The organism is Salinisphaera sp. Q1T1-3, from assembly GCF_003602005.1.
Taxonomy (GTDB): Bacteria; Pseudomonadota; Gammaproteobacteria; order Nevskiales; family Salinisphaeraceae; genus Salinisphaera.
The window spans coordinates 52,381-77,561 of record NZ_QZWD01000016.1 but is presented as its reverse complement, the minus strand read 5'-3'; the positions used below and the strand labels follow the sequence as shown (position 1 = coordinate 77,561).

20 protein-coding genes are annotated in these 25,181 nt (G+C 64.1%); 8 read left to right on the top strand and 12 right to left on the bottom strand.

The genetic code is table 11. The features are described 5' to 3' along the window. Positions 1 to 15: 15 nt before the first annotated feature. The 4 genes from D3260_RS14060 to ppk1 form a co-directional block, all read right to left on the bottom strand. The gene (locus tag D3260_RS14060; protein ID WP_120099238.1) at positions 16 to 1,032 is read right to left on the bottom strand and encodes a hydrolase; all 1,017 of its coding nucleotides are present in this window, start codon (positions 1,030 to 1,032) and stop codon (positions 16 to 18) included. 108 nt (positions 1,033 to 1,140) lie between these two features. Beyond that, positions 1,141 to 1,845: a monofunctional biosynthetic peptidoglycan transglycosylase gene (gene mtgA / locus D3260_RS14055; RefSeq protein ID WP_120099237.1), complete on the bottom strand. Its 705-nt coding sequence runs from the start codon at positions 1,843 to 1,845 to the stop codon at positions 1,141 to 1,143. Next, complete coding sequence (locus D3260_RS14050) at positions 1,842 to 2,846, bottom strand: lipid-binding SYLF domain-containing protein (protein ID WP_233544087.1); 1,005 nt, start codon at positions 2,844 to 2,846, stop codon at positions 1,842 to 1,844. The genes mtgA and D3260_RS14050 overlap by 4 nt, the downstream gene beginning before the upstream one ends. Before the next feature lie 137 nt (positions 2,847 to 2,983). Continuing rightward, positions 2,984 to 5,074, bottom strand: coding sequence for a polyphosphate kinase 1 (gene ppk1, locus D3260_RS14045; protein WP_120099235.1), 2,091 nt, complete (start codon positions 5,072 to 5,074; stop codon positions 2,984 to 2,986). A 67-nt stretch (positions 5,075 to 5,141) separates the two neighbouring features. On the opposite strand from ppk1, the gene D3260_RS14040 reads away from it, so the two are divergent. Beyond that, on the top strand, positions 5,142 to 5,987 hold the full coding sequence (locus D3260_RS14040) for a PhzF family phenazine biosynthesis protein (protein WP_120099234.1): 846 nt from the start codon (positions 5,142 to 5,144) through the stop codon (positions 5,985 to 5,987). Next, a complete protein-coding gene (locus tag D3260_RS14035; protein WP_120099233.1) occupies positions 5,984 to 6,364 on the top strand; it encodes a DUF423 domain-containing protein in 381 nt (126 codons plus the stop codon). Before D3260_RS14040 ends, D3260_RS14035 begins: the two co-directional genes overlap by 4 nt. Before the next feature lie 46 nt (positions 6,365 to 6,410). On the opposite strand, the gene D3260_RS14030 is transcribed toward D3260_RS14035, so the two are convergent. Further along, positions 6,411 to 7,502 (bottom strand): Gfo/Idh/MocA family protein, encoded by a 1,092-nt coding sequence (locus tag D3260_RS14030; RefSeq protein WP_233544086.1) that lies wholly within the window; start codon positions 7,500 to 7,502, stop codon positions 6,411 to 6,413. 120 nt (positions 7,503 to 7,622) lie between these two features. Here D3260_RS14030 and D3260_RS14025 point away from each other — a divergent pair, with 120 nt between their 5' ends. The 4 genes from D3260_RS14025 (at position 7,623) to D3260_RS14010 (ending at position 11,320) form a co-directional block, all read left to right on the top strand. Further along, positions 7,623 to 8,354 (top strand): hypothetical protein, encoded by a 732-nt coding sequence (locus D3260_RS14025; protein WP_120099232.1) that lies wholly within the window; start codon positions 7,623 to 7,625, stop codon positions 8,352 to 8,354. Continuing rightward, positions 8,347 to 9,546 (top strand): hypothetical protein, encoded by a 1,200-nt coding sequence (locus D3260_RS14020; protein ID WP_120099231.1) that lies wholly within the window; start codon positions 8,347 to 8,349, stop codon positions 9,544 to 9,546. The genes D3260_RS14025 and D3260_RS14020 overlap by 8 nt, the downstream gene beginning before the upstream one ends. Positions 9,547 to 9,653: 107 nt before the next feature. After that, on the top strand, positions 9,654 to 10,454 hold the full coding sequence (locus D3260_RS14015) for a sugar phosphate isomerase/epimerase (protein ID WP_120099230.1): 801 nt from the start codon (positions 9,654 to 9,656) through the stop codon (positions 10,452 to 10,454). Further along, positions 10,448 to 11,320 carry a phosphogluconate dehydrogenase C-terminal domain-containing protein gene (locus tag D3260_RS14010; protein ID WP_120099258.1) on the top strand — a complete coding sequence of 291 codons (873 nt, stop codon included), beginning with the start codon at positions 10,448 to 10,450 and terminating at the stop codon, positions 11,318 to 11,320. Before D3260_RS14015 ends, D3260_RS14010 begins: the two co-directional genes overlap by 7 nt. A gap of 48 nt (positions 11,321 to 11,368) precedes the next feature. Here D3260_RS14010 and nanR read toward each other — a convergent pair whose 3' ends face one another. The 6 genes from nanR to D3260_RS13980 all read right to left on the bottom strand — a co-directional run bounded on the left by nanR (position 11,369) and on the right by D3260_RS13980 (position 18,559). Then, positions 11,369 to 12,088, bottom strand: coding sequence for a transcriptional regulator NanR (gene nanR, locus D3260_RS14005; RefSeq protein ID WP_120099257.1), 720 nt, complete (start codon positions 12,086 to 12,088; stop codon positions 11,369 to 11,371). A gap of 105 nt (positions 12,089 to 12,193) precedes the next feature. Next, positions 12,194 to 13,177, bottom strand: coding sequence for a D-ribose ABC transporter substrate-binding protein (locus D3260_RS14000; protein ID WP_120099229.1), 984 nt, complete (start codon positions 13,175 to 13,177; stop codon positions 12,194 to 12,196). Positions 13,178 to 13,200: 23 nt separating this feature from the next. Next, on the bottom strand, positions 13,201 to 14,301 hold the full coding sequence (locus D3260_RS13995; protein WP_199671519.1) for an ABC transporter permease: 1,101 nt from the start codon (positions 14,299 to 14,301) through the stop codon (positions 13,201 to 13,203). Next, complete coding sequence (locus D3260_RS13990; RefSeq protein ID WP_120099227.1) at positions 14,298 to 15,881, bottom strand: sugar ABC transporter ATP-binding protein; 1,584 nt, start codon at positions 15,879 to 15,881, stop codon at positions 14,298 to 14,300. The genes D3260_RS13995 and D3260_RS13990 overlap by 4 nt, the downstream gene beginning before the upstream one ends. Further along, positions 15,878 to 16,597: a DUF2291 family protein gene (locus tag D3260_RS13985; RefSeq protein WP_120099226.1), complete on the bottom strand. Its 720-nt coding sequence runs from the start codon at positions 16,595 to 16,597 to the stop codon at positions 15,878 to 15,880. Before D3260_RS13985 ends, D3260_RS13990 begins: the two co-directional genes overlap by 4 nt. A gap of 1,167 nt (positions 16,598 to 17,764) precedes the next feature. Next, positions 17,765 to 18,559 carry an AraC family transcriptional regulator gene (locus tag D3260_RS13980; protein ID WP_120099225.1) on the bottom strand — a complete coding sequence of 265 codons (795 nt, stop codon included), beginning with the start codon at positions 18,557 to 18,559 and terminating at the stop codon, positions 17,765 to 17,767. Between the two features lie 236 nt (positions 18,560 to 18,795). On the opposite strand from D3260_RS13980, the gene putA reads away from it, so the two are divergent. Beyond that, complete coding sequence (gene putA, locus D3260_RS13975; RefSeq protein ID WP_120099256.1) at positions 18,796 to 22,053, top strand: bifunctional proline dehydrogenase/L-glutamate gamma-semialdehyde dehydrogenase PutA; 3,258 nt, start codon at positions 18,796 to 18,798, stop codon at positions 22,051 to 22,053. Between the two features lie 450 nt (positions 22,054 to 22,503). After that, entirely contained in the window at positions 22,504 to 23,985 is a 1,482-nt protein-coding gene (gene putP / locus D3260_RS13970; protein ID WP_370456308.1) for a sodium/proline symporter PutP, read from the top strand. A gap of 338 nt (positions 23,986 to 24,323) precedes the next feature. Here the strand turns inward: putP and D3260_RS13965 are convergent, their stop codons facing one another. Next, positions 24,324 to 25,154, bottom strand: coding sequence for an ion transporter (locus D3260_RS13965; RefSeq protein WP_199671518.1), 831 nt, complete (start codon positions 25,152 to 25,154; stop codon positions 24,324 to 24,326). Positions 25,155 to 25,181 lie beyond the last annotated feature (27 nt).

Genomic DNA, 25,181 nt, shown 5'->3' with positions numbered 1-25,181 from the left:
GCGGCGCGACGTCACTCACCGGGCGAGGCCGATCTCGCTGGCATCCGCGACCGGCTCGAACCCCGGCAGGCGACCGCGTAGATAGTCCGGGATGCGCTGCTCGAGCCAGTAGACCGGCTGGCCGAGGCGGCCCGCTGCCACGAAGCCGACGTGGCCGCCGCGCTCGGAAACCTCGAGGCGCACGGCGTCGGCCAGTTCATCGGCGTGCGGGATCACGTCCGGCGCCATGAACGGGTCGTCGCGAGCGTGCAGCGCCAGCGTCGGCGTCCGGATATTGCGCAGGAAACCGCGGCTGCTCGAACGGGCATAGTAGTCGGCGGCGTCCCGAAAGCCGTTGAGCGGCGCGGTGATGGCGTTGTCGAACGACGGGAAATCGTTGAGCTCGGACAGATCCGGCAACGGCCGGTCGATCAGGCCGAGACGTGTCTTGGCCTCCACCATCTCGCGCAGGCCGTTGAGCAGATGGGTCTGATAAATACGCGACAGCCCGTGCTGGACCGCTTCGGCACAACGCTTGAGGTCATACGGCACCGACACCGCCACGGCACAGGACAGCGGCGAGGCCGGGCCCTGCTCGCCGAGATACTTGAGCAGCACATTGCCGCCCAGACTGTAGCCCACGGCCGCCAGCGGCGCGCACGGGTAACGCTGGCGCAGCCGATCGACCAGACCCGCGAAATCCGATGTCTCGCCCGAATGATAGCTGCGGGCGAGCCGATTCGGTTCGGCTGCGCCACGAAAGTGCATCAGCACGCCGCGGGCGCCGTGGGCAGCGCACTGACGCAACAACCCACGGGCATATTTCGACTCCAACGATCCGTTGAGTCCGTGCAGCGCGACCACGATCGGGGCGTCGTCGGAAAGCCCGGGATCGGGCAGCCACGACAGATCGAGAAAGTCGCCGTCGTCGAGCTCGACGCGTTCGCGCTCGACCTCGAGCGCGGGCATCGGGCGAGCCTGCGAGGCGAACAGGGTCTGAGCGTGCGGGTTGGTCAACCAGAAAGCCGGCTTGAACTGGCTTGTCGTCAGCATAATGTCAGGCGCCGGCTGTTGGCCGGCCCGTTATGAAAGCGCCCGTTTCGGTACGAGTCCGTGCGGGCATGCGCCGGGGCGCGTCCGCGTCCTATTCTACCGTCCGAGCTATTGCAAAACCGAGTCCAGGTAGCTCGGTCCGAGGTGCCGCATCTGGGTGAGGATCCATTGCTGGCGCCCGGCCACGTAGCTGTCCGGGTGCGCGGCATCGTAGCGCTTCGGGTTCGGCAGAACGGCCGCAAGGGCGGCACACTGCGATTGACTCAGATTGGCCGCACGGCGCCCGAACAGGTTGTCTGCAGCCGCCGAGACTCCGAACGCGGTCGGGCTGAACTGGGCGACGTTGAGATAGACCTCGAGCACACGGCGCTTGGGCCAGAGCACGTCCATCCACAGCGTGATGTAGGCCTCGATACCCTTGCGGACGTAGCTCTTGGCCGGCCACAGAAACAGATTCTTGGCCGTCTGCTGGGTGATGGTGCTGGCGCCGCGCACACGCCCGCCGTTGGCATTGTGCCGCAGGGCCCGCTCGATCGACTCCCACGCGAAGCCGTGGTTGGTCGGAAACGTCTGGTCTTCGCTGGCCACGGCCGCCAGTGGCATGCAGGCCGCCATGTGATCGATGTCGACCCACCGATAGGCGATCTCGGCATCGGGATTGTCCTCACGCAGGCGGGCCTGCGTGTAAGTCATGAAGGCCGTGGCGGGCGGATCGACGAACCGCAGCACCAGCAAGACCGCCGCCGGCGCCAAAGCAATGGCGACGGCGGCGATCAGAACGATCCCGACCCAGCGTCGATAAAGGCGCTTCAATAGTCGTTCGACTCCTGCGCGCCGGAATTCGAGCCGTTGTAATTGCCGTAATTGCTGGAGTCACCGGTGTAATCAGAGGTCGCGCCGTTGGCGTTGCCCGCACCACCGGACATTGCGCCCGTGTCATTGCGCTGTATCGAGACACCGCCGCCCTGACCGTTGCCATAGGGTTGCGTCTGGCCGTAGCCGTCATTGCCGCCGTTGTTGGCATTACCGCCGCTGCGATAATCCGACGTGTTGCCGTTGTTGGCGGCACCGTTCTGGTTATCGCTGCCACCGGTGGTATTGGCGTCGTAATGGAACTGGTCGTTGGACGCCGGCATGTACTGATCCAGCGTATAGACGAAACGCTGGCCGGCCTGCGGCAGGCTCGAGCCCGAATCACGCGACAGCAACGTTCGTGCGTCGATACCGGGCTTGTTGTAGAACAACCAGTTCTCGTCCTTGTCGATCCCGATACGGGCACCGCCGAGCGAGACCCCGCCGAACAGACCGCGCGAGCGCGAGTAGGAATAGACCTCGGCATTGAAGTCCATGTTGGTCGAGGCACCGACACTACGGCCGACCGGGCCCGCAGCGACCGAGGCATCGCCGCCCAGGCTGATCTGGCCGTTGGCGATACGATCGATGCTGCGCTTGGTCTTGAAGACCAGAATGATATCGGTCGACGACACGCCGGCCTGGAAGCCAATCGAACCGCCGGTCAGCGTGATGAAGGTCGGATCGGACCAGTTGCCGTCACGTGTGCGGACCGACAACACGCCCTTGCCGCGCTGCACGCCGCCGAGAAAGCTGATCTTGAACACGCTGGGAATGACCGCGATACCGTAGGCCTGACGCAAGAGCGCCTGCGGTACGGCGTTTTCCGGAATATTGACGAACTGCTGGAGCACGCTCGTCGCATCGTCCACTTTCTGCGTGGCCGAATTGTCGTCGACATCGGCGTTGGCCGCCGAAATGCCGCCTACGGCCATCACACACGCGATGGCTACTGCCCTCATCCAAAGTTTCATACGATTTTCGCGTTCTCGGTTGCGCGGCGCTAGGCCGCTGGATCGGGTCGACCGGCTTGCACCGGCCGGCTACAGGGAAATCGACCCCGCCGATACCGATCGGTTCAACCGATGCGGCGGAGACGTCAGCCCGGTCCCTCCATCAGGCGCCGCTGGACAGCCAACTCGGCCTCGCCTTCATTCGGCCGGGCCGGCGAATAACCACCGTCCTCGCCGAGCAGCCAGGCATTGCTGTTGTCTGCCAGATACAGCGCCAGCTCGCGCTCAACCCGATCATACAGCGGCTTGGCCATGACGGGAAAGCAGGTCTCGACCCGCCGGAAAAAGTTGCGGTCCATCCAGTCGGCGCTGGCCAGATACAGCTCGGGCTCGCCGTCATTCTCGAATCGAAACACCCGCGTGTGCTCCAGAAACCGTCCCACGATCGACCGCACGCGAATGTTGTCGGATACGCCGGACACATCCGGGCGCAGACAACAGATGCCGCGCACGATGAGATCGATCTGCACGCCAGCGGCCGAGGCCGCATAGAGCGCACGAATGACGGCCGGCTCGACCAGCGAGTTCATCTTGGCCACGATGCGCGCCGGCCGGCCGGCTGCGGCGTGCTTCGCCTCGCGCTCGATCTTGGCCATGATCGCATCGTGCAGCCGGAACGGCGCATCGATGATGCGGGCCATGTCCGAGACCTTGCCCAGGCTGGTGAGCTGCAGAAACATCTCGTGCACGTCGTTGCCGAGCTGTGGATCACAGGAGAACAGCCCGTAGTCGGTGTACAGGCGCGCAGTCTTGGGATGGTAGTTGCCTGTGCCCAGGTGCACGTAATTGACCAGACCGTCGGTCTCGCGCCGCACGATCAGCGTCATCTTGGCGTGTGTCTTGTAGCCGACGACCCCGTAGACGATATGCGCGCCGGCCGCCTGCAGGCGGTTGGCGAGTTCGATGTTGTCTGCCTCGTCGAACCGGGCCCGCAGCTCGACGACCACGGTGACTTCCTTGCCGGCCTTGGCCGCCTTCACCAGTGCGTCGACGACGGCCGATTCCGGGCCGGTACGATACAGCGTCTGCTTGATCGCCAGCACGCTCGGATCGGAACCGGCACGGCGCACGAACTCCACGACCGGCAGGAACGAGTCGAACGGATGATGCAGCAATACATCCTCCGAGCGGATCGCAGCGAACAGATCGCCGGAGGGGCTCAGGATCTGCGGCAGACGCGGCGAGAATGCCGGATACTTCAGGTCCGGCCGATCGACCGCATCCAGCACCGACATGAGGCGATTGACGTTGACCGGCCCGTGAACCTGATACAGATCCGCCCGGGTGAGCAGGAAACGGCCGAGCAGATAGTCGCTGAGCGTGTCCGGGCAGTTGTGGGCGACTTCCAGCCGGACACAGTCCCCGTAGCGCCGACCGGGCAACTCGCCCTCGACCGCACGCAACAGATCGTCGACCTCTTCCTCGTCGACATACAGATCGGAGTTGCGCGTGACACGGAACTGGTAGCAGCCGGTCGCGTTCATGCTGGGAAACAGATCGCCGACGTGCTCGTGGATGATCGACGACAGAAAGACGAAGTCATAAGCCCCGCTGTCGGTCTCGTCCGGCGGCAGTTTGATGACCCGCGGCAGGGCTCTGGGTGCCTGGACCACGGCATGCTGGATCTTGCGCCCGAAGGCATCGGTCCCATCCAGATCGACAATGAAATTCAGCGATTTGTTGAGGATGCGCGGAAACGGATGCGCCGGATCGAGGCCGATCGGACTGATGACTGGCAGCAGCTCTTCCTCGAAGTACTCGGCCAGCCAGGCCCGTTGCTTGGGATTCCATTCGGCGCGTCGAAGAAAACGGATGCCTTCGTTTTCCAGTGCCGGAATCAGTGACTCGTTGAGCGCGTCGTACTGTTTGGATACCAGCCGGTGCGTGCGCTCGGATATCTCGCGCAGGACCTCGCGCGGCAGCCGGCTATCGGCCTCGGTCGGCGGATTGGCCAACTCGGCCTTCTGCTTCAGGCCGGCAACCCGCACCTCGAAGAACTCGTCCAGATTGGTCGAGGAGATACACAAGAACTTCAGCCGCTCGAGTAGCGGCACCGATGTATCGAGCGCCTGTTCAAGCACCCGATCGTTGAACTCGAGCAGCGACAGCTCGCGGTTGATGAACAGCTCGGGCGCCTCGAAGTCAGTAGGCGAAGGCACGGTAATCGAATCGGTCATGCGAAACTCGAAAGGCAGCGGTGGCAGAAACTCGTATGCCGACTTATCAACATTACATGACGAAGACATGACAATGCGCTCGCCCCATCCTCTGGCCTTTCATCAGGTCGATGCTTTTACGCGCCGGGTTTTCGCCGGCAATCCAGCCGCGGTCTACATCCTCGAGGACTGGCTCGACGATCCCACGCTCGCGCTGATCGCTGCCGAACACAACCTGTCGGAGACCGCCTTCGCGGTGCGTCTGGCGCCGAACCGGTATCACCTGCGCTGGTTCACCCCGAGCGTCGAAGTCGCGCTATGCGGTCATGCCACACTGGCCACGGCTCATGTACTGCTGCGCGAGCTGGCGCTGGCCGACACACCGCTGTCGTTCGAGACACAGCGGGCCGGGGCGCTCGTGGTCCACGAGACCGACGGCCGACTCTGGCTCGATCTGCCCGCCTACCCGGCCGAACCGACGACAGCGGATCTGTCGTCGCTGGCCGCCGCGCTCGGCGCCACACCGTCGGAGTGGCGGGTAGCCACGAACTATCTTGCCGTGTTCGACGATGCCGCTACCGTTGCTGCACTCGCGCCCGACATGAAAGTCCTGGCGCCGTTATCTGCCGACAGCGATCGCGGCGTGATCGCCACCGCTGCCGCGCCGGCCGATGCCGAGTACGACTTCGTCTCTCGTTATTTCGCCCCCGGGCACGGCGTCGACGAGGATCCGGTCACCGGCTCGGCGCATTGCACGCTGGCCCCGTTCTGGGCCGAGCGCCTCGGCAAGCACCGCCTGGCCGCGCGCCAGATCTCGCATCGCGGCGGGGAGCTGGCCTGCGAGATGGTCGGCGAACGCGTCCACGTCGGCGGCGATGCCGTCACCGTGACCAGCGGCAGCCTTTATCTGCCCACCCGGGGAGCCCGCTCATGACACGGTTCGTGCTGGTTGCTGCCGCGCTCTACGGCGGCCTGGCCGTCTGCCTCGGCGCCTTCGGCGCCCATGCCATCGGATCGCGTCTGTCAGCCGAGATGCAGGCGATCTGGCATACGGCTGAGGCCTATCAGTTCTATCACGCGCTCGCGTTGCTCGGTGTCGGCCTGGCCATGCGCTCCGGGCTGGCCGGACGCGAGATACAGGTCGCCGCCCTGTGTTTCATGGCCGGCACCCTGATCTTTTCCGGCAGCCTGTATCTGCTGGCCGCCAGCGGCATACGCGTGCTCGGCGCGATCACGCCCATCGGCGGCGTTCTGCTCATCCTCGGCTGGATCGCGCTGGCTGTGGCCTTCTGGCGTAGCGGCGCCCCGTAAACGACGCTGCCGGACGCGCAGAAACGCGACAAACGCGCCCGGCTCGCTATCGCCAGCGTTGAGGCACCACGGTCTGACCGGTCTCGGCCGAGCGATAAGCGGCCTCGACCAGGCTCAACGTATTGAAATTGTCGGCACCGTGGGTTGCGGCAGCGCGGCCCGCACGTCGACACTCGGCCCAGTCGCGCTGCAGGTTCACCACGCTTTCCTGGATCACCGACCATGGCTGCTCGCTCCAGGCCGGCCAGTCTGGTGTGAGATCCCGACGTTCCTTTCCACCACCGGGCCGGTGTCGTTCGAGCACGAAATCCCGGCCCAGCCGGAGTGAGCCGCTCGCCCCATCGATCTCGATCAAACTCTGGGGAAACGGATCCTCGGCAAGCGTCGTTGCATAGCTGCAATCCACGACACAGGTCGTGCCGGCATCGTGGCGCAGCATGATCGTGGCCGTATCCTCGCCCTTGATGGCGGGATTGATGCGATCCGTCTCGCAGCTCAGATGTGCCACGTCGCCGAACAGGGCTCGGGCGATATCCAGCACATGGATGCCCAGGTCCTGGATGATGAAACGCGGCAGCTCGGCGAGATACGGTTGGTTGGCGAATACGTCGAAGCCGCTTCGATAACTCACCCGTCCGAAGAACGGCCGCCCGATCTCACCCTTGTCGACGAGCCGGACCACGTCGCGGATGGCGTGCTGCCAACGGAAATTCTCATGGATGGTCAGGCTCACGCCCCGGGCCTCGCAGAGGTTGATCAAGCGTCGGGCGGTTTCCAACGAACCGGCGAAAGGCTTCTGGCAGATGATATCCACGCCATGATGCGCGGCGGCTTCCACCAGCGCGGCATGCGCCGGCGTGGGGGCGGCGATGTCCACGAAATCCAGCGGGCACTGCGCGAACATGGCCTCGACATCGCTGAAGATGCCGGGGATGCCGAACTCACGACCGAAACGCTCGGCCCGCTCGAGTTCCCGGTCGCAGACCGCGACCAGCGCGACGCCCGTCAGGTCCTGCCATGCGTGCAGCTGGTTGCGGGCGAAGAAGCCACAACCGATCAAGGCGCCGCGCAGCGGTTCATTCGGGTTGTTTTCGTTCACGATCCGGCTCCAGAAAAGCTCGGTCGAAGATAGCATCATATTTGGCATGCTGATGATCTCATCATACCAATGTGGCAATGCTCGGCACTGATCCTCGGCGTATCTTTCGGTGCATGCTGACGCGCAGCGGCGCTGCCGCTACCGCTCAAGGACAGGTTGATGACCGCCACAGACCCGACTCTGATCCGCCGCTACGGCACCGCGACGCCGGAGGTTGCCCCGCAGCCACTGACGGTCGGCCGTACCACCCTGTCGTGGCATGGCGGTGCGATACGCCGGCTGACCTTCGATGGCATCGAGATCCTGCGCGGCATCTCGATGGTGATTCGCGATGCTCACTGGGGCACACACCGGCCGATCATCCGCGCCTCGGAGATCGTCCGCACATCGCCCACACTCGAATTGCGTCATGAAGGGGATATCGCGGACACGCACGGCGATGCGTTGCATGCGGCGCTACATATCTCACTGTCCGAAACCTATCTGGACGCACGTCTGCGGCTGATCGCTGCGCGTCCGTTCGAGACCTGTCGCAGTGGGCTGGTCGTCCTGCTGCCGCTGGCTCATGTGGTCGGACAGCGCGCCGTGGTCACACACGACGATGGCCGCGAGGAGACCGGTCGTTTCGCCGAGCGCATCAGCCCGTCGCAACCGTTCTTTTCGATTCGGCGCCTGCGCCTGGCCCCGACACCGAAGCTGGCGATGACACTGGATTTTCACGGCGATGTATTCGAAATGGAAGACCAGCGCAACTGGTCCGATGCCTCGTTCAAGATCTACAACCGGCCGCTGGCCTGGCCCGCCCCATATCGGCTGGATGCCGGTGAATGTGTCGAGCAGCGCATCACTCTGACACTCGAGACCAACAAGGCCGAGGCGTCTCATGCCTGATGCCGTGCATGTCTCGTTCCGCAGGACCGACGGTATCCGACTGCCGCCGCTGGGTGTCGGGCTCTGGGTCGACCGGCTGGCGTCGGCAGAAGTGCTGGCTCGCCAGCTCGAACGACTCGGACCGAATCATGTCGACATCCTGGTGGATTTACGGCAGAGCGACGGCCTCAATCGCCTCGAGACGGCCTTGGTGCCGTGCGGCCATCAACAGGTGGCGATCTGGCTGTATGTGATCACGCCGGACGAACAGCCCGGCCCGGCGCTCAAACAGCTCGCCTATCGCTTGAACGGCACCGGTATCCAGCCGGCCGGCCTACTGCTTACCCCGGCCGCCTATCTCGCCAGTTATCAGCCCAATGGCGACTGGCCAACGACCGTCTCGCCCGACGCTTTGCGGGCGCTCGGGCGCGAAATCTGGCCGACAATGCGCCTCGGCGGCGGTTTCCCGACTTATTTCACCGAACTCAACCGCTGCCGGCCGAATCCAGCGGCCATCGATTTCCTCACCCATGCGACCTCGCCGGTCGTGCACGCCGCCGACGACGTCTCGGTGATGGAGAGCCTGGAAAGCCTGTCGCATGTCTTCGCCTCCGCCCGGGCGCTGGCACCGAACGTGCCCTATCGCGTGACCACCAGTGCGATCGGCGCCTGGACCAACCCCTATGGCGGTACCCTCACCCCGAACACCGCCGGCGAGCGCGTCACCCTGAGCGATAACGACCCGCGTCAGCGTGGTCTGTTCGCTGCGGCCTGGAGCCTCGGTTACATGGCCCGTGCCATCGGCCGGGTCGACAGCCTGACGCTTTCTTCCATCGACCGGCCTTTTCCGATCACCGATACAGAACAGCGTTACCCGCTCTTCGATGTCCTTCGCGGCCTGGCCGCCGGCGCCGGGCACGAAGCCCTGGCCTGTGTGCCCGAGGACGACACGATTGCGGCGCTCGGCTGGTTGGCCACCGATGGCAGCGGCGACGTGTGGCTCGCCAATCTGACCGCGCAGGCCCGCGATATCGATATCGGGGACGCTTATCGGGCGGCGGTATTCGACGACGGCATCGAGCCAGACGACATCGCCTCCGACGAATGGCCGCTCGATCGGCTCGAACCGCGGAGCGAGCCTTTGACGCTTGCACCCTATGCGGTGGCGCGGGTCGCCGTACCGCCGGCGATGATCGACGGTCATTCCACTTGAGATGACGATCGCGACCTAATGGTATACTCATTATACCAATGCACTCAGACAGCAGAGACTGCGGTGGCCATAACGACAAGCGCATGCCATTGCGCCCCGAGTTCGTCATGAAAATCGGATTGAGCACCTACGCCTTCACCTGGCGTAAATCATCGTCGATGCCCGTGCCGATGACGCTCGCGGATATGCTGCAGGAGACCGCCACACTCGGCGGTACCGTGTTCCAGATCTGCGACCACCCGGCCATCGAGGATTTTTCGGCCAGGGATCTCGATACGCTGCGCCGACAGGCCGAGGCGTTGGGCATCACGCTTGAGCTTGGCACCCGCGGCCTCGCCCCGGCGAAACTGGCGCGCTATCTGGACATCGCCGAGGCACTGGATGTCGCGCTGCTGCGTTCGATGTTCAACGATGCCGACTCACAGCCGACCGCCGGCCAGGCCGAACAGCAATTACGCGAGATTCTGCCGCGCCTGCAGCATCAGGGCGTGACCCTGGCCCTGGAAACCTATGAGCAGGTGGCTATCGACACCTTGATGGCCACCGTCGAAGCGATCGACGACGCGCACATCGGCGTCTGTCTCGATCCGGGCAACTGCGTGGCGGCCCTTGAGATGCCCGAACGCGTGATCGCACGCACCGTCGAGCGCGTGGCGAACCTGCATATCAAGGATTTCTGCTTCACGCGGGCCGACGGCTGGGTCGGTTTCCGATTGCTCGGCTGCCCGCTCGGCGACGGGCTCTTGCCGCTCGGGACGATGCTCGAACGCGTCGCCCCCGCGGCTCGCGGCATCAACCTGATCGTGGAGCACTGGCTCGACTGGCAGACAGATGCCCAGCGCACGGCCGCCGTCGAAGCCGAATGGACCCGCCACAGCATGCATATCCTCAGGAGCATCGAATCATGACCGATTATCAGAATCTCGCCCTGGTCGGCGCGGGCGGCAAGATGGGCATGCGCATCGGCGCCAATCTGGCCAACTCCGATTACCGCGTCCACTACTGCGAAAACAACCCGGACGCCCGCGAGCGCCTGGCCGCCGAGGACCGCGAGGCCAGCGACGTTCATGACGTGATCGCGGATTGCGATCTGGTGATCCTGGCGGTACCTGATGTAGCGCTGTCCTCGGTCACCGCCGAACTGGTGCCGAAGATGCGCAGCGGCGCGACCCTGCTGACTCTGGACCCAGCCGCGGCCTATGCCAACGTGCTGCACGTGCGCGACGATATCCGCTATGCCGTGGCCCATCCCTGCCACCCGTCGGTATTCCTCGATCGCCGGACCGACGCGGAAGCCGCCGATGCCTTCGGCGGCGTGGCCGCCACCCAGTCAGTGGCCGCGGCGTTCGACGCCGCCAGCGAGACCGAGAAAGCCGCGCTCGAGCCGGTGTTGCGCGTGATGTACGGGCCGGTCGACAACGTGCACTGGGTGACCGTCACGCAGCTGGCCTATCTCGAGCCCACGCTGGTCGAGACCGTGACCTGCATGCTCGGCACCTTCATGAAGGAAGCGCTCGACGAGACCGTCGAACGCACCGGCATCCAGCGCGAAGCCGCCGAAGCCATGCTCTACGGGCATATCCAGATTGCGCTGGCGGTGGCCTTCAAGAGTACCAATCCCTTCTCGGACGCCTGCATGATCGCCATCGACTACGGCCGCGAAGCCATCATCAAGCCGGACTGGAAACAGATCTTCGACCGGAATGAGCTCGACAAGGTGATCGCCCGCATGCTCAAGATCGATCACGTGCAGCGGCCCGAACGCAGCGCCTGATTCGCAGGATGAGCGCCGGCCGAACGTTCGCTCGAACGGCTGGCCGGCTCAGTCCGGATTGGCGCGTGCCCGATACAGTTCGCTGGCACGCGTCAGATGATCGCGCATGGCGTTTGCTGCGCCCTCGGCATCGTGTTCGGCGATGCGCGCCGTGATCTGACGATGCTCGCTGACCGAGACATCCTCGGCGCCCTTGAAGCTGACGATGCCGACATAGTAGTCCTTCAGCCAGTGCAGCATCGCCCGCGAGGTGGCCGCGAAGATCGGGTTGCCGGACACCTCGGCGATCGTGTTGTGAAACGCCATGTCGTGGTCGATGAATTCCGGTGTCCCGGCGCTGGCCACCATGTCGTCGATGATGCGGTGCAGCTGATCGACGTCTCCCGTCGTGGCTTTTTCCGCCGCCATGCGGGTCATGCCGGTTTCCAGAAACAGACGCGCTTCCTTGAGATGATCGATGTTGTCGGCCGATTCCGACAACAGAAACCGCGCCGTGCGGTCGAACTGGTTGATCATCGTATGCACGGTGACCTCGGTCACCCGGGCCCGTTCGCCGTGGCTGATCGCGATCATGCCCATCGAGGCGAGCTGTTGCATGGCCTCGCGCACCGCCGGCCGGCCCACATCGTATTCGCGCATCAACTCCCGTTCGGGCGGCAGTTGATCCCCGGCCTGGAAATGGCCGGAGCGGATTCGCGTCAACAGACGTTCCAGCACCTCGTCGGACAATTTCCGGCGACGAATCGGGGCGTTCGAACCTTCGCTCATCGGGTTCATCCGAATACGTGAGAAACGCCTGCGAGTCTACAGGATGGCATGCCTCTGCCGGCCGGCCACCGAGGGGCCGGCCGGCCTTGAGTTACGATCGGGCGCCTACTTCTTCTTCATCCCGAACCCGCCGGGCAACACCTGATCGGCGTTCTTCTCGGTAACCAATACACAGTTGACCGACTGCTTCTCCGGTTTGTCGGTCTTGCCCGTGCGCAACAGACCATCGATCTGCTGAACCGCCATCCGCGCCATCACACTGGCCTGTTGCAAACCGGTGGCCCGGATGTTGCCGCCGCTGGCGATCTGATCGACCACATCGGGGTTCCCGTCAATCCCCATGACGGGAACATTCGACATACCGGCATTCTTCAACGCTGCCGCGGCACCGAGCGCCATGGTGTCGTTGCCGGCCAGCACCCCGGCGATGTCCGAGTGGGCCTGGATGATGGACTGCATGACGTTGTAGCCCTCGGTCTGATCCCAGTTGGCCGACTGCTGGGCAACCATTTTCATGGTCGGAATATCGTCCATGACGCTATGAAAGCCCTGCGAGCGCACATGGGCGTTCGTATCCGAGGACTTGCCGAACAGCTCGACCCATTTGCCCTTGTAGCCCGCCGTCTTGGCGAAATGTTGCGCAACCGAACTGGCGCACTGGAAATTGTTGGACACGATCTGGGCGTTGGCCACGCCGTTGGCGTTGATCTCACGATCGATCAGGTAGACCGGGATACCAGCATCGCGCGCCCGTCGCACGGCCGCCACGGACGCATCCGACCCGGCGTTGTCCAGAACGATCGCACTGGCGTTGTCCGCGATCGCGTTCTGGATCATCTTCAACTGCACGTCCGGATCGCCCTGGTGGACCAGCGAACTCGTCTTGTAGCCCATCTTGCGCGCGGCGGCCACGGCGGTATCCGCCTCGGTCTTGTAGAACGGGTTGCTGTGGGACGGTGTGATCACGGCGATCAGGTGCTTGCCGGGATCGAAATCCGCGGCAGCCGCCGCGCCACACCAGGCCAGGCTCAGACAGAGCCCGGTCATCAGGGCGAGCGTGACTCGCTTGAACGAGAATTTATTATTCATGGTCTCCTCCGTTTGCTGGATACTCAGGACGCGGGCGTATCCGTGCCGACATGTTGCTGGCGGGCGGCCGAGCGCACGGCCGCGGCCTTTTCGGCCCGGCGCTGGAGCTGGTCGATGACGACCGCGAAGATGATCACCGCCCCGGTGATCACGGTTTGCCAGAAATCCGAGACGCCCAGCAGCACCATGCCGTTGCTGAGCACACCGAGCACGAAGGCACCGATGATGGTGCCGCCAATCGTGCCCAGACCGCCGAACAGCGAGGCGCCGCCGAGCACAACGACGGCGATCGCGTTAAGTTCGTAGGTGGTGCCGATGGCCGGGTTGGCCGCACCGAGGCGGGCTGCGATGATCAGGCCGGCCAGCGCGGCACAGAAGCCGGAGATCGCGTAGGTATAGATCTTGACCCGGTCGGTTCGCACCCCCGACAACTCAGCCGCACGCTCATTGCCGCCCAACGCATAGACCTGCATGCCGAACACCGTCCGACGCATGACCCAGGTCGCGATCGCGGCCAGCCCGATCATGATCCAGATCGCGTAAGGCAGGCCCAGGAAACGGCCATTGCCCAGAATGAGAAAGCCGGTGTTGCCCAGACTCGTCTGGCCGGTCAGATCGCCGTAGGTCGCGCCGTCCGAAATCAGCTGGGCCGCGCCGCGGGCGACATACAGCATGCCGAGCGTCTGGATGAACGGCGTCACACGCAATCGCGTGATGAACACCCCGTTGACGACTCCCACTGCGGTACCGACCGCGAGAGTGATCACGCAGGTGATCGCCACGTTCGAAAAGATCGCGACATCGAAGAACGGGATACGCAGCCCCTGCGAGATCAGGCCGCCGGCGACCATGGCCGCCAGTCCGGCGACCGAGCCGACCGACAGATCGATGCCGGCGCCCAGGATGACGAACGTCATGCCTACACCCAGAATCGCGAACACCGCGACCTGTTCGGCCACGATGATCAGGTTGCGCACGGTCAGAAACGCAGGCGAGGTCGCCGCGAACAGCACCACGAGCACGATCAGCGCCAAATAGGCCCGGAACCGCAACAGCAGCAACGGTATCGAACTCAGGCTGGGGCGGCGCAAGCCGCTATTGCCGGTGAGCATTTGTGCGTTCATGCCAAGCGATCCTTTTCCAAGCGTTGCACCTGTGCGCTGCCCACGAGCGCGTCTTCGGTCAGTTCGGCCCGTCGCAAATCGGCGGTAATCCGCCCTTCGGCCATGACCAGCACACGATCTGCCCCGCCGGTGATCTCGTTGAGATCGGACGAGGCATAGAGAATGGTCAGCCCCTGTCTGGCGAGCCGGTCCATGATCTCGAACAGCTCACGACGGGCCTTGATATCGATGCCGCGTGTCGGCTCGTCGAGCAGCAGCACTTTCGGCTCGGTCAGCAGATTCTTGCCGACCACTGCTTTCTGCTGATTGCCACCGCTGAGCGCAGAGACCAGCACATCCGGGTCCGAGACCTTGATCAGCAGCTCGTCGATCATGCGTTGCACGTCGTTTTTCATGGCGCCGAAATCGAGCCCGGTGACGCGCGTGTAGTGTTTGAGATGGGTCAGCGCGATATTGCGTGCCACCGACTGGCTCTGTACCAGCCCCAATCGCTGGCGATCCTCGGGCACCAGGGCCAGGCCGGCCGCGATCCGGGTCGCGACATCGTCGCCGACCGCTAGTTCGCGGCCGGCCACCGTCACCCGGCCGGCCGAGGCCCGCCGCAGGCCAATCAGTGTCTCGAACAGTTCGGTTCGGCCGGCGCCCATCAGACCGTAGAAACCGACGATCTCGCCCTGCGTGACTCGAAAGCTCACGTCGTCGAGCAACCGCCCGCCAACGGCATCCGGCAACTGCAGATTCTCGACCGCGAGCACGGTCGCGGCATCCGGATCGGGGCGATGATCGGCCGGCACCTGGCGATACGGGCCCTCGACCCGGCTGCCGACCATGCGCTCGACCAGCCAGGGGATATCCACCTGATCGCGCCAGCCGGTTTCGATCAGCGCGCCGTCGCGGAGCACGGTGAAGGTATCGCCGATCTCGATGAGCTCTTCCAGACGATGCGAGATATAGACGATGGCCACACCCTGCTGCCTGAGCTCGCTCAGCAGCCGAAACAGCACCGCGACCTCGTCTTCGCTGAGCGACGATGTCGGCTCATCCAGAATCAGAATGCGCACATCCGAGACCAGCACCCGCGCAATCTCGACGATCTGCTGACGGCCGATGCTCAGTTCGCTGACCAGCGCATCCACATCGATCGGCTGGCCCATGCGCTCGAACACGTCGCGGGCGATCCGTCGTTGCTCGCCGCGGCGCAACGTGCCGCCGATCCCGCGCCGCTCGCGGCCGACGAACAGATTCTGTGCCACGCTCAGATTGGGGAACAGATTGAGTTCCTGATGCACGATGCCGATCCCCAGGGCCATCGCCTCGCGCGGGCTGGCGACATCGTAGGGCTGGCCTTCGAACGACAGCCGCCCGGCGGTCGGGCGCTCGATGCCGGCCAGAATCTTCATCAACGTCGACTTGCCGGCGCCATTTTCGCCGATCAGGACATTGACCCGGCCCGCCAGCACATCGAAATCGACGTCCCGCAGCGCGGTGGTGCCGGGATAGACCTTGCTGACCCCGCGGGCGCTGAATACGGCGTGCTCCTCGGCCCGATCGGGGGCGGCCAGTTGTTCGTTCCCGGTCATGAGCCGACCTTGACGTCGATCGGCACGATACTGATCGAGCCGTCCGGCGATGCCGCGAAAGCACCCGTGAACTGCAGGGTCTTGCCCTTCAGCTGATCGATCGATATCCCCTTGTAGGCCTGCTCGAGCGCCTGCTTGTTCATGGCCTTGGCCACACTCGCGTACTGCATCTGATTGGTGAAATCGTTGAGCTGCAGGAACGGGAAGGCATCGCGCAGCGCCGTACCGAAGACCAGTGGGCCCGCCGCCAGGCTGATGGCGTGGTCCTCGCCGCTCGGATCGACGAGCGCGATCTGGCCGACCGGGGTCGAGGTATCCACCGACGCGACCCGGGCCTGGCCTTTGACGAGGAAGTTGTGGGTATCACCGCCCGAAACCACGCCGTACTGTTGTTCGGCCTGCTCGGGATCGCGGTCGAGGGCGGCGAGCAACTGATCGAGATCGGCCGCATGGTCGGCTGCCCAAGGGGCGACCTTCGACGACCAGATCCCGGCCACATATTCGGTCGCGTCGAAACTACCGGGGGCGAACTTCTGGTTCGTGCCCGCGGCATTCACATCCTGCGGACTGTTCAGAACCACCCGCCCGGTATCCGGATCGACCGGACGGATCGTCACCAACGGCCCGGGTGCCGCGACCGCCAGAATACCCAGCAGCAGCGCCAGGCCGATCGTGGTCCCCAGAATCCGGGGCTCGAAAAATCCGGAAAGCGCCATACCCGTCCAACGTCGTTTCGACTCGTTCGGACAGATTAAATCGGATACATGATGATCATGTCATTATACCAATAGTCGCATATGCACTCGCTTAGCCTGCCCCGCACGAGAACTGTGGAGCCGGACACGCCTGATTGGCCAAGTCTTTCTTCCAGATCGGGCTGACCAAACGGCATGCGTCGCGCTACCCGGCCACTGCGTGCGCCTTGTCTGTACCAGCCCGATCCCGGCCACGGGTTCATGAACGCGCGGCCAATTCACCTCACGGACATAGGTCGACGGGCGATATCCGGACCGCATCGAACGGCAGATCCGCTGAGACCAATCGAGCGCCACCACGGTATCGGCCCGGCCGGCCGGGCCGACGCATTCCAACGGCTGGCATGCGCCATCGTCTGGGACACCTCGGCTGAGCGCCGGCGGTCTGTGGCGCATCGATAGGCGTTTTCACCACAGCTGGCCCGATTGCCGCACGCCAAATCAGCGTACGGCCCGATACTCAGCCCGCTCTCGGATGTGTCGTATTCAGATAAGGCATCGCACCGATGGCCAAGTCGCGGCAAGACGAGGCATCGCCAGTGCGGCGAGGCCATGCCACGTCAGCGAGCGATAACGCGGGATTGCCGTGGCTTGGCCGTCGGCTCTTCGAGTTGCTCGCGCCGGACGCGCCATGCCGCTGGCAGGCTCTGACCGTGGGGCCGCCACGCTGGGCGCCCGTCTTGTCTGATACGCCCGGCGCGGGCAATACGACGTCATATCTCACGACGACACGCCCCAGGGCGTGTTGGGGTGTCGTGCGAGTCCGCGCCAAGCGCGCCCTTATTAATCCGGCACCAAAACAGCTGACGACGTCAGCTGTTTTCAACGCCATCGAAAGAAACGCCGGCCCTTGTCCGTCTTTTTATTTTCAATGGCTTCACGGCCGTTGGCCGTGGCGCGCGTGCTGTCGCACACGCGCGTTATCAACCCGAAAAATCATCTATTTTTAGGCCGGGTTAATAAATTGAGGATGGGCGGCAAGACGAGGCGTCGTGCGCGCCGTGCCGCCATTCTGCACCCGCGGGCTACAACGCTGGATTGCCGTCGTGTTCTCGATTTTGGGGCGCTTGTCCCTTCGGGTTGGGCCCAAAAACCGGCCACGCGGTCACGTGCGAAGTGTTGACGGGCCTAACCTTGGGAGCGCTCGCGTGCGGCACGCCGAACCGCGCCGGGCGGCAGGCCATAGACCCGGCCGAACGCGCGGGTGAAGGTCGGCGTATCGGCAAAGCCGGTTTCGTGGGCGATCCGGGCGATCGCGCTCGACGTGGTCAGCAGGCGCTCGCGCGCTGCGGCCAGCCGCCGCCGCAAGACCACCTGCTGCGGCGTCTGATCGAAACACAGACGGCACCACTGGTTGAGCGCCGAGCTGCTCATGTACATATGCTGTTGCAGCGCCGTGTTGGTCGGCGGCCGGCCAAGCCGTGAGTCGATGAATGCCGTGAAACGCGCGATGCGCCCGTCAAAACGATCCGGGGACGATTGCAGGAACTCGTAGGCCTGGACGGTGAAGGTCGTCGCCCACTGGTGCGCGACCAGGCGGGTATCCCGACACGGCTGCCCCAGCTGACGCGCCGCGGTACCGATCATCGGCGCGAGTTCGCCCGGCAACGCCATGACCCGCGGCGCGACGAAAACATCGTCCAGCGTGGGACTGTGTCCACCCAGCCGTTCGATCTGACGCACGATGTCGTCGTCCATGTACAGATCGACGACCAGAAGCTGGCTGTCTTCCGTGCGGCCGACGAAATAGTGCCGGGCCTCGCGCGGCAGAATGCCGATCTCGCCACAAGATACGTCGAAAGCACCGTCCGCCAGATCGCAATGAACCGTGCCACCGAGCCCGAACAACAACTGGGTACAACGGTGGGTGTGGTCACCGTGACCGCGACGAATCGGGTTCAGACGGGCGTATGAGTGACTCATGGGTTGACAGTCCGACCGGACGGTAGTGTCCCGTTGCGTGCAATTGAAGACAAATATTAATAAAAACGAAACAACACGACCAATCCGGCCGCAGAGTAGTCTCGAACTCAGGTCGCCTGATGCCTGCCATGACCGGCCTGCCCGGCATCATGATCGTGCCGGGCGCTCTTGCGGTGCGGGCCTGGCCGCATCCGTGCGATGAATTCGTGAATGCCAGGTACCAGGAGTTTCGTTCGATGAAATGGTCTGCGCCCCGAGTCCACGCCGATCCCACCTATCAGCCGGTGCTGGCGACCTATCGCGCCGACGAGGCCGAGCAGGTGACAAGACTTCTGGAAACCGCCGCACTCGACGCACAAGCGGCTGACGCCGTCGAGTCCGCGGCCGCCGCGCTGGTCGAAATCGTGCGTGACAAGGCTAGCCAAGGCGGCGGTATCGATGCCTTCATGGCCGAATACGAACTCTCCAGTGCCGAGGGCGTGGTCCTGATGTGTCTGGCCGAGGCGCTGCTGCGCATCCCCGACGCGGCGACCATCGACAAACTCATCGAGGACAAGATCGGCGGCTCCAATTGGGAGTCCCATCTCGGCGAATCCAAGTCGTGGTTCGTCAATGCCTCGACCTGGGGCCTGATGATCTCCGGGCGCATGCTGCGTCGCGAGGATCTGCCCGAGGCCAATTTCCGAGCGACGATGCGGCGCATGGTCCGGCGCTCGGGCGAGCCGTTCATCCGCTCGGCGGTGCGCCGGGCGATGAAGATCATGGGCCACCAGTTCGTGATGGGTCGCTCGATCGAAGAGGCGATCAAGAACGCGCGCTCGCTGGAGAAACGCGGCTATTCGTATTCCTACGACATGCTCGGCGAGGCGGCCCGTACCGATGCCGACGCGAAACGCTATTTCGACGATTATCACCATGCGATCGTCGCCTGTGGCGAGGCCAGCCGCGATCGCGGCCCGGAGGACGCTCCCGGCGTGTCGGTCAAACTTTCGGCTCTGCTCGCCCGCTACGAGCTGGCCCATCGCGATCGCGTGGTCGCCGAGCTCCTGCCGCGGCTGACAGAGTTGACCCGACTCGCGGCGAAATACGACATCAACCTTACCGTGGACGCCGAGGAAGCCGACCGGCTGGATCTGTCGCTGTCGTTGTTCGAGATGGCCTCGGCAGATGAAGAACTCGGCGACTGGCAGGGCCTGGGGCTGGCCGTGCAGGCTTACCAGAAACGCGCGCTGGACGTGATCGAATGGCTGGCCGAGCTGGGTCGCCGTCACGGGCGTCGCATCATGGTTCGACTGGTCAAGGGCGCCTACTGGGACACCGAGATCAAGCGTGCCCAGGAAGCCGGGCTGGCCGGTTATCCGGTCTTTACCCGCAAGGCCAATACCGATGTCTCCTACATGGCCTGCGCACGCCGGATCCTGGCCCACGACGATGTGTTCTATGGCCAGTTCGCCACTCACAATGCCCATACGCTGGCCTGGATCCGGCATCTCGTCGGCGAGCGCACCGATTTCGAATTCCAGCGCCTGCACGGCATGGGCGAGGATCTCTACGAAGAGATCGTGGAAAAAGGCGTGCGTCGACCGCGCTGTCGAATCTATGCCCCGGTCGGCGCGCACGAGGACCTGCTGGCCTATCTGGTGCGTCGCTTGCTGGAAAACGGTGCCAACAGCTCGTTCGTGAACCGGCTGGTCGACGAGGACGAACCGATCGCCGATATCGTGGCCGATCCGGTCCGCGTGGTCCGTGCCCAGGATCAGGTCCGCCATCATCGGATTCCGCTGCCGCACGATCTCTACGGCGCACGGCGCCCCAATGCCAAGGGGCTGGATCTATCCGATCTGCGCACGTTGACGACGCTTTCCGAATCGATGGACGAAGCCGCCGCCCAGACCTGGCAGGCCGGCCCGCTCATCGGCGGCGACATGGCCAAACGCGCTCGCGATCTGCTGGAACGCGACCAGGCGACACCGGTCCATAATCCCGCGCATATCGATCGCGTGATCGGCCATGTGGCGCTCGCGAACGCCGACGACGTCGAAGCGGCCCTGGCGACCACCGCGGGAGCTGCCGATCGCTGGGCGGCCACGCCGGCGGTCGAACGCGCGGCCTGTCTGCGGCGCTATGCCGATCTGCTGGAAGCCCACATCGCCGAGCTGATCGCGATCTGTACGCTGGAAGCCGGCAAGAACATCGCCGACGGTGTAGCCGAAGTTCGCGAGGCCGTCGATTTCTGTCGCTATTACGCCGTCCAGGTCGAGGACGAGTTCTCGGTCAATCACGTCCTGCCCGGCCCGACCGGCGAACGCAATACCTGGGGGCTCTACGGCCGCGGCGTGTTCGTGGCGATCTGTCCGTGGAATTTCCCGCTGGCGATCTTCTCCGGCCAGGTCGCCGCCGCACTGGCGGCCGGCAACGCGGTCATTGCCAAGCCGGCCGAGCAGACCTGTCTGATCGGTGCCCGGGCCGTCGAACTGATGCACGAAGCCGGCTTCCCCGGCGACGTGCTGGCCTTTCTTCCCGGGGCCGGCGACATCGGCGCAAAACTCGTCGCCGACGCACGCATCGCCGGCGTGGCTTTCACCGGGTCGCTGGCGACCGCGAAGAAGATCAACCGGACGCTCGCCGAACGCGACGGTCCGATCATCCCGCTGATCGCCGAAACCGGCGGCCAGAACGCGATGATCGTGGATTCCTCGGCACTGATCGAACAGGTCGTGGCCGATATCATCCGCTCCGGATTTCAGAGTGCGGGCCAGCGTTGTTCGGCACTGCGCGTCCTTTACGTGCAGTCCGATATCGCCGATTCACTCATCGAAATGCTCTCCGGTGCAATGGCCGAGCTGTCGATCGGCGACCCCTGGCATCTCGGTACCGATGTCACGCCCGTCATTGATGCCGAGGCCCGCGACAATCTGCTCGCCTATACGACATACGCCGATCACCAGTTCGAACGGCATTATGTCTGCGCGCTTTCCGAGGCACACGAAGCCGGCACTTACGTCGCGCCTCGTATCTACGAGCTGGACTCGATCGACCAGCTCGGCGAGGAACAGTTCGGCCCGATCGTGCACATCATCCGTTTTGATTCACACGAGATCGATCGCGTGGTCGATGACATCAACAGGTTGGGCTACGGGCTGACCTTCGGCATCCACAGCCGCATTGATACCACCGTCGAACGCGTGCTGAAGCGCCTGAAAGTCGGCAACGCCTACGTCAATCGCAATATCATCGGCGCGGTCGTCGGCGTGCATCCCTTCGGCGGCGAAGGTCTGTCCGGTACCGGCCCGAAAGCCGGCGGGCCGCACTATCTGCACCGATTCGCCACCGAACGGGCCGTCTCACGTGACACCACAGCGGCCGGCGGCAACGCGTCGCTCATGTCGCTGGAAGAAGACGAGCCGGACGACCACGCGTTCGTGACACCCGAGCCGCAACGCCTCAACCGAGAGGCGGCCACCGAGCCGGCACGCAAATCGCATCGCGATTGAGCGCCGACTCGCTCCAGGCCGGGTTGCCCTTGAGCAATGCGGCCATCACCAGACCAACCCGGGGGAACATCATATGAACGACTCGCTCACGACGGCGACATGGTTCTGGCTCGCGATCCCGATGCCACTGTGCGTCCTGCTCAGCCTGATCAGCTACATCCGACACCTGATGGGTCACCACTAGGGCCTGTTGATGTTTCATGCGAGTCCGCGCCAAGTGCTCAAGGGGTGGGCCACAAATCCCGCCCTGCGGCGTTGCGAGTCTGGATCGTGGCACGCCACGACCGGCGACTCGCGCCTTGCCGGACACACGGCGCTCTCTCGACGAAAAGGCGCTCGCACGACACATCAACAGGCCCTGGAAACCGGCAACAACGCTCGTGTGTACCGCCTGCGTGGCGGGATACGAGATATCTGCCCCGTTTTACCCCATCACTTCCGAAAGAGGGCATGCGCATGCATATCGCGCTTCCGACCTTAATCACTTTTCTCGTCTATCTCGCCGCCATGATCGCCGTCGGTCTGGTGACCTACCGGATGACCTCGAACCTGTCGGACTATGTGCTCGGCGGGCGCAGTCTGGGCCCGGGGGTAGCCGCGTTGTCGGCCGGGGCTTCCGACATGAGCGGCTGGCTCCTGCTGGGTCTGCCGGGCACCATCTACGGCGCGCGCATGTCCAAAGCCTGGATCGCCATCGGCCTGACAATCGGCGCGTATCTGAACTGGCAGTTCGTCGCCCGGCGCCTGCGCATCTACACAGAAGTCGCCAACGACTCGATCACGGTACCGGACTTTTTGCACAATCGCTTCGAGGATCGGACCCGGCTACTGCGGGTTTTCTCGGCGCTCGTCATCCTCGTATTCTTCGCTTTCTATACCTCGGCCGGCATGGTCGCCGGCGCAAAGCTGTTCGAGGCCAGCTTCGGGCTGAACTACTACGCCGCACTTTGGGGCGGCGGCGCAGTGATCGTGTCCTATACCTTCCTCGGCGGTTTCCTGGCCGTGGCCTGGACCGACTTCGTCCAGGGCATCATCATGTTCTTTGCCCTGCTCATTGCCCCGGCGCTTGCCGTAACCACCCAGGGCGGCTGGAGCGAGACCGTGGCCCAGGTCGGGGCGGTCGATCTGTCGTACAACAACATCATGAGCGGGATGTCGCTGTTTTCGATCATCTCGCTGGCCGCCTGGGGACTGGGCTACTTCGGCCAGCCCCATATCATCGTGCGTTTCATGGCCATGCGCGATCATCGTGATGTGCCAACGGCGCGCCTGATCGGCATCGCCTGGATGGTGATCTCGCTGTTTGGCGCCATCGCGGTCGGCTATACCGGCATTGCCTATTTCGCCGACAACCCGCTGCCCGACCACGAGAAGGTCTTCATCCTGATGGCCACAGCGCTGGCCAATCCCTGGATTGCCGGTTTCCTGCTGGCCGCCATCCTCGCCGCGATCATGTCGACGATCAGTTCCCAGCTGCTGGTCTCGTCGAGCGCGCTGGCCGAGGATATCTACAAGGCCTTCGTGCGCCCACGGGCCTCCGAGACCGAACTGGTCTGGGTTGGGCGTATCGGCGTACTCGTGATCGCCGTCATCGCGCTGCTGATCGCCGGCAACCCGGATTCCAAGGTACTCGATCTGGTGGCCTATGCCTGGAGCGGCTTCGGCGCCGCGTTCGGCCCGGTCGTGCTGTTCTCGCTGTTCTGGCGACGCACCACCCAATGGGGCGCCCTGGCCGGCATGCTGGTTGGTGCGATCACGGTCATCGTCTGGAAGCAGCTGTCGGGCGGTATCTTCCAAATGTACGAGATCGTGCCCGGTTTCATTCTCTGCTCCCTGGTGCTGGTACTCGTGAGTCTCGTCACGCGGCCGAGTGAATCGGTGCTGGCGAGCTTCGACGCCGCGGCCGCACGCTGGCGCCGTGTGACGAACTGACCGCCGTATCGGTTCCCGTCTCGAGAAACGCCCGGCCCGGTGCCGGGCGTTTCTCGTTGCGACCGAGCAGGGTCCGGTGATTGAAAAGCACATAACAAGATCATGATTTTCATCATTGATTATTCATGCGTCCATTCAAGGACAGGATCACGATCGTCACCGGGGGTAGCGGTGATGGCATCGACAATGCGCTGGTACACGCCCTGACAACAGCCGGGGAAGACGAGCGCACTAACGATGCCAGATGTCGATGAATTCGACGGGCGTCGGCTCGGTCAGGACGCCACTCGCCGTACCGGTCGTCATCGGGCATGTATCGATCGCCGGACCGACGGCGCTCAGTGACGATTTTCCGAGTCGGATTCATCCCGTGCCGGCAGCCGCTCGCGGACCTCAGCGTGGTAGGCCCGCAGTTCGGCGCGTGTGGCTTCGAGCTCGGTCTGCAGCGTGTCCAGACGCTCGGCCATGTGTCGAATCATCTTGCGGGTAGCCTTATCGCGACGGGCGTCGGAATCATCCTGATCAGCGATGAACAGCGAGCCGACATAGGCCGCCACACTGCCGAACAGGCCGACACCGCAGACCATCAACAAGACGGCGACAATCCGCCCGAGCGTGGTAATCGGATAATAGTCGCCGTAGCCGACGGTGGTCACGGTCACGATCGCCCACCAGAGCGCATCCTGGGCGTTGTCGATCGGGCTTTTCGGGTCCGGCGCCTCGACGAGCAGCACCGTCATCGCCCCGAAAACCACAAGCAGCACGGTCGCCGTCGCAGCGGAGGCCAGTACACCCTGGGCCCGCTTGCGAAACAGCATGCGCCAGATCAGTTCCAGCGAGCGCACCGCCCGCAGGATGCGCACGATCTGCACAACCCGGGCCAGCCGGGCCGCCTGCAGCCAGCCCGCCGGCACACTCGACAGCAGGTCGAGCCAGCCCCAGCGCATGTAGCGCCATTTGCTCGGCGCCCGATAAAAACGGATGCAGAAATCGATGAAGAAGAAGGCGCAGACCACGTAATCCATCAGGCCGAGCAGCCGGCTGACCTGCGGGGGCAACGTAAAGAACGCATCGGCCACCAGGGCGCCGAGCACGTAGAACGACAGCGCGAGAATGAAGAACTGAAAAGGCGTGATGTGTTCGCGCATCAGCGGCAACGACCCGGACATGACAACGACGACGATACCGCCCGCGGC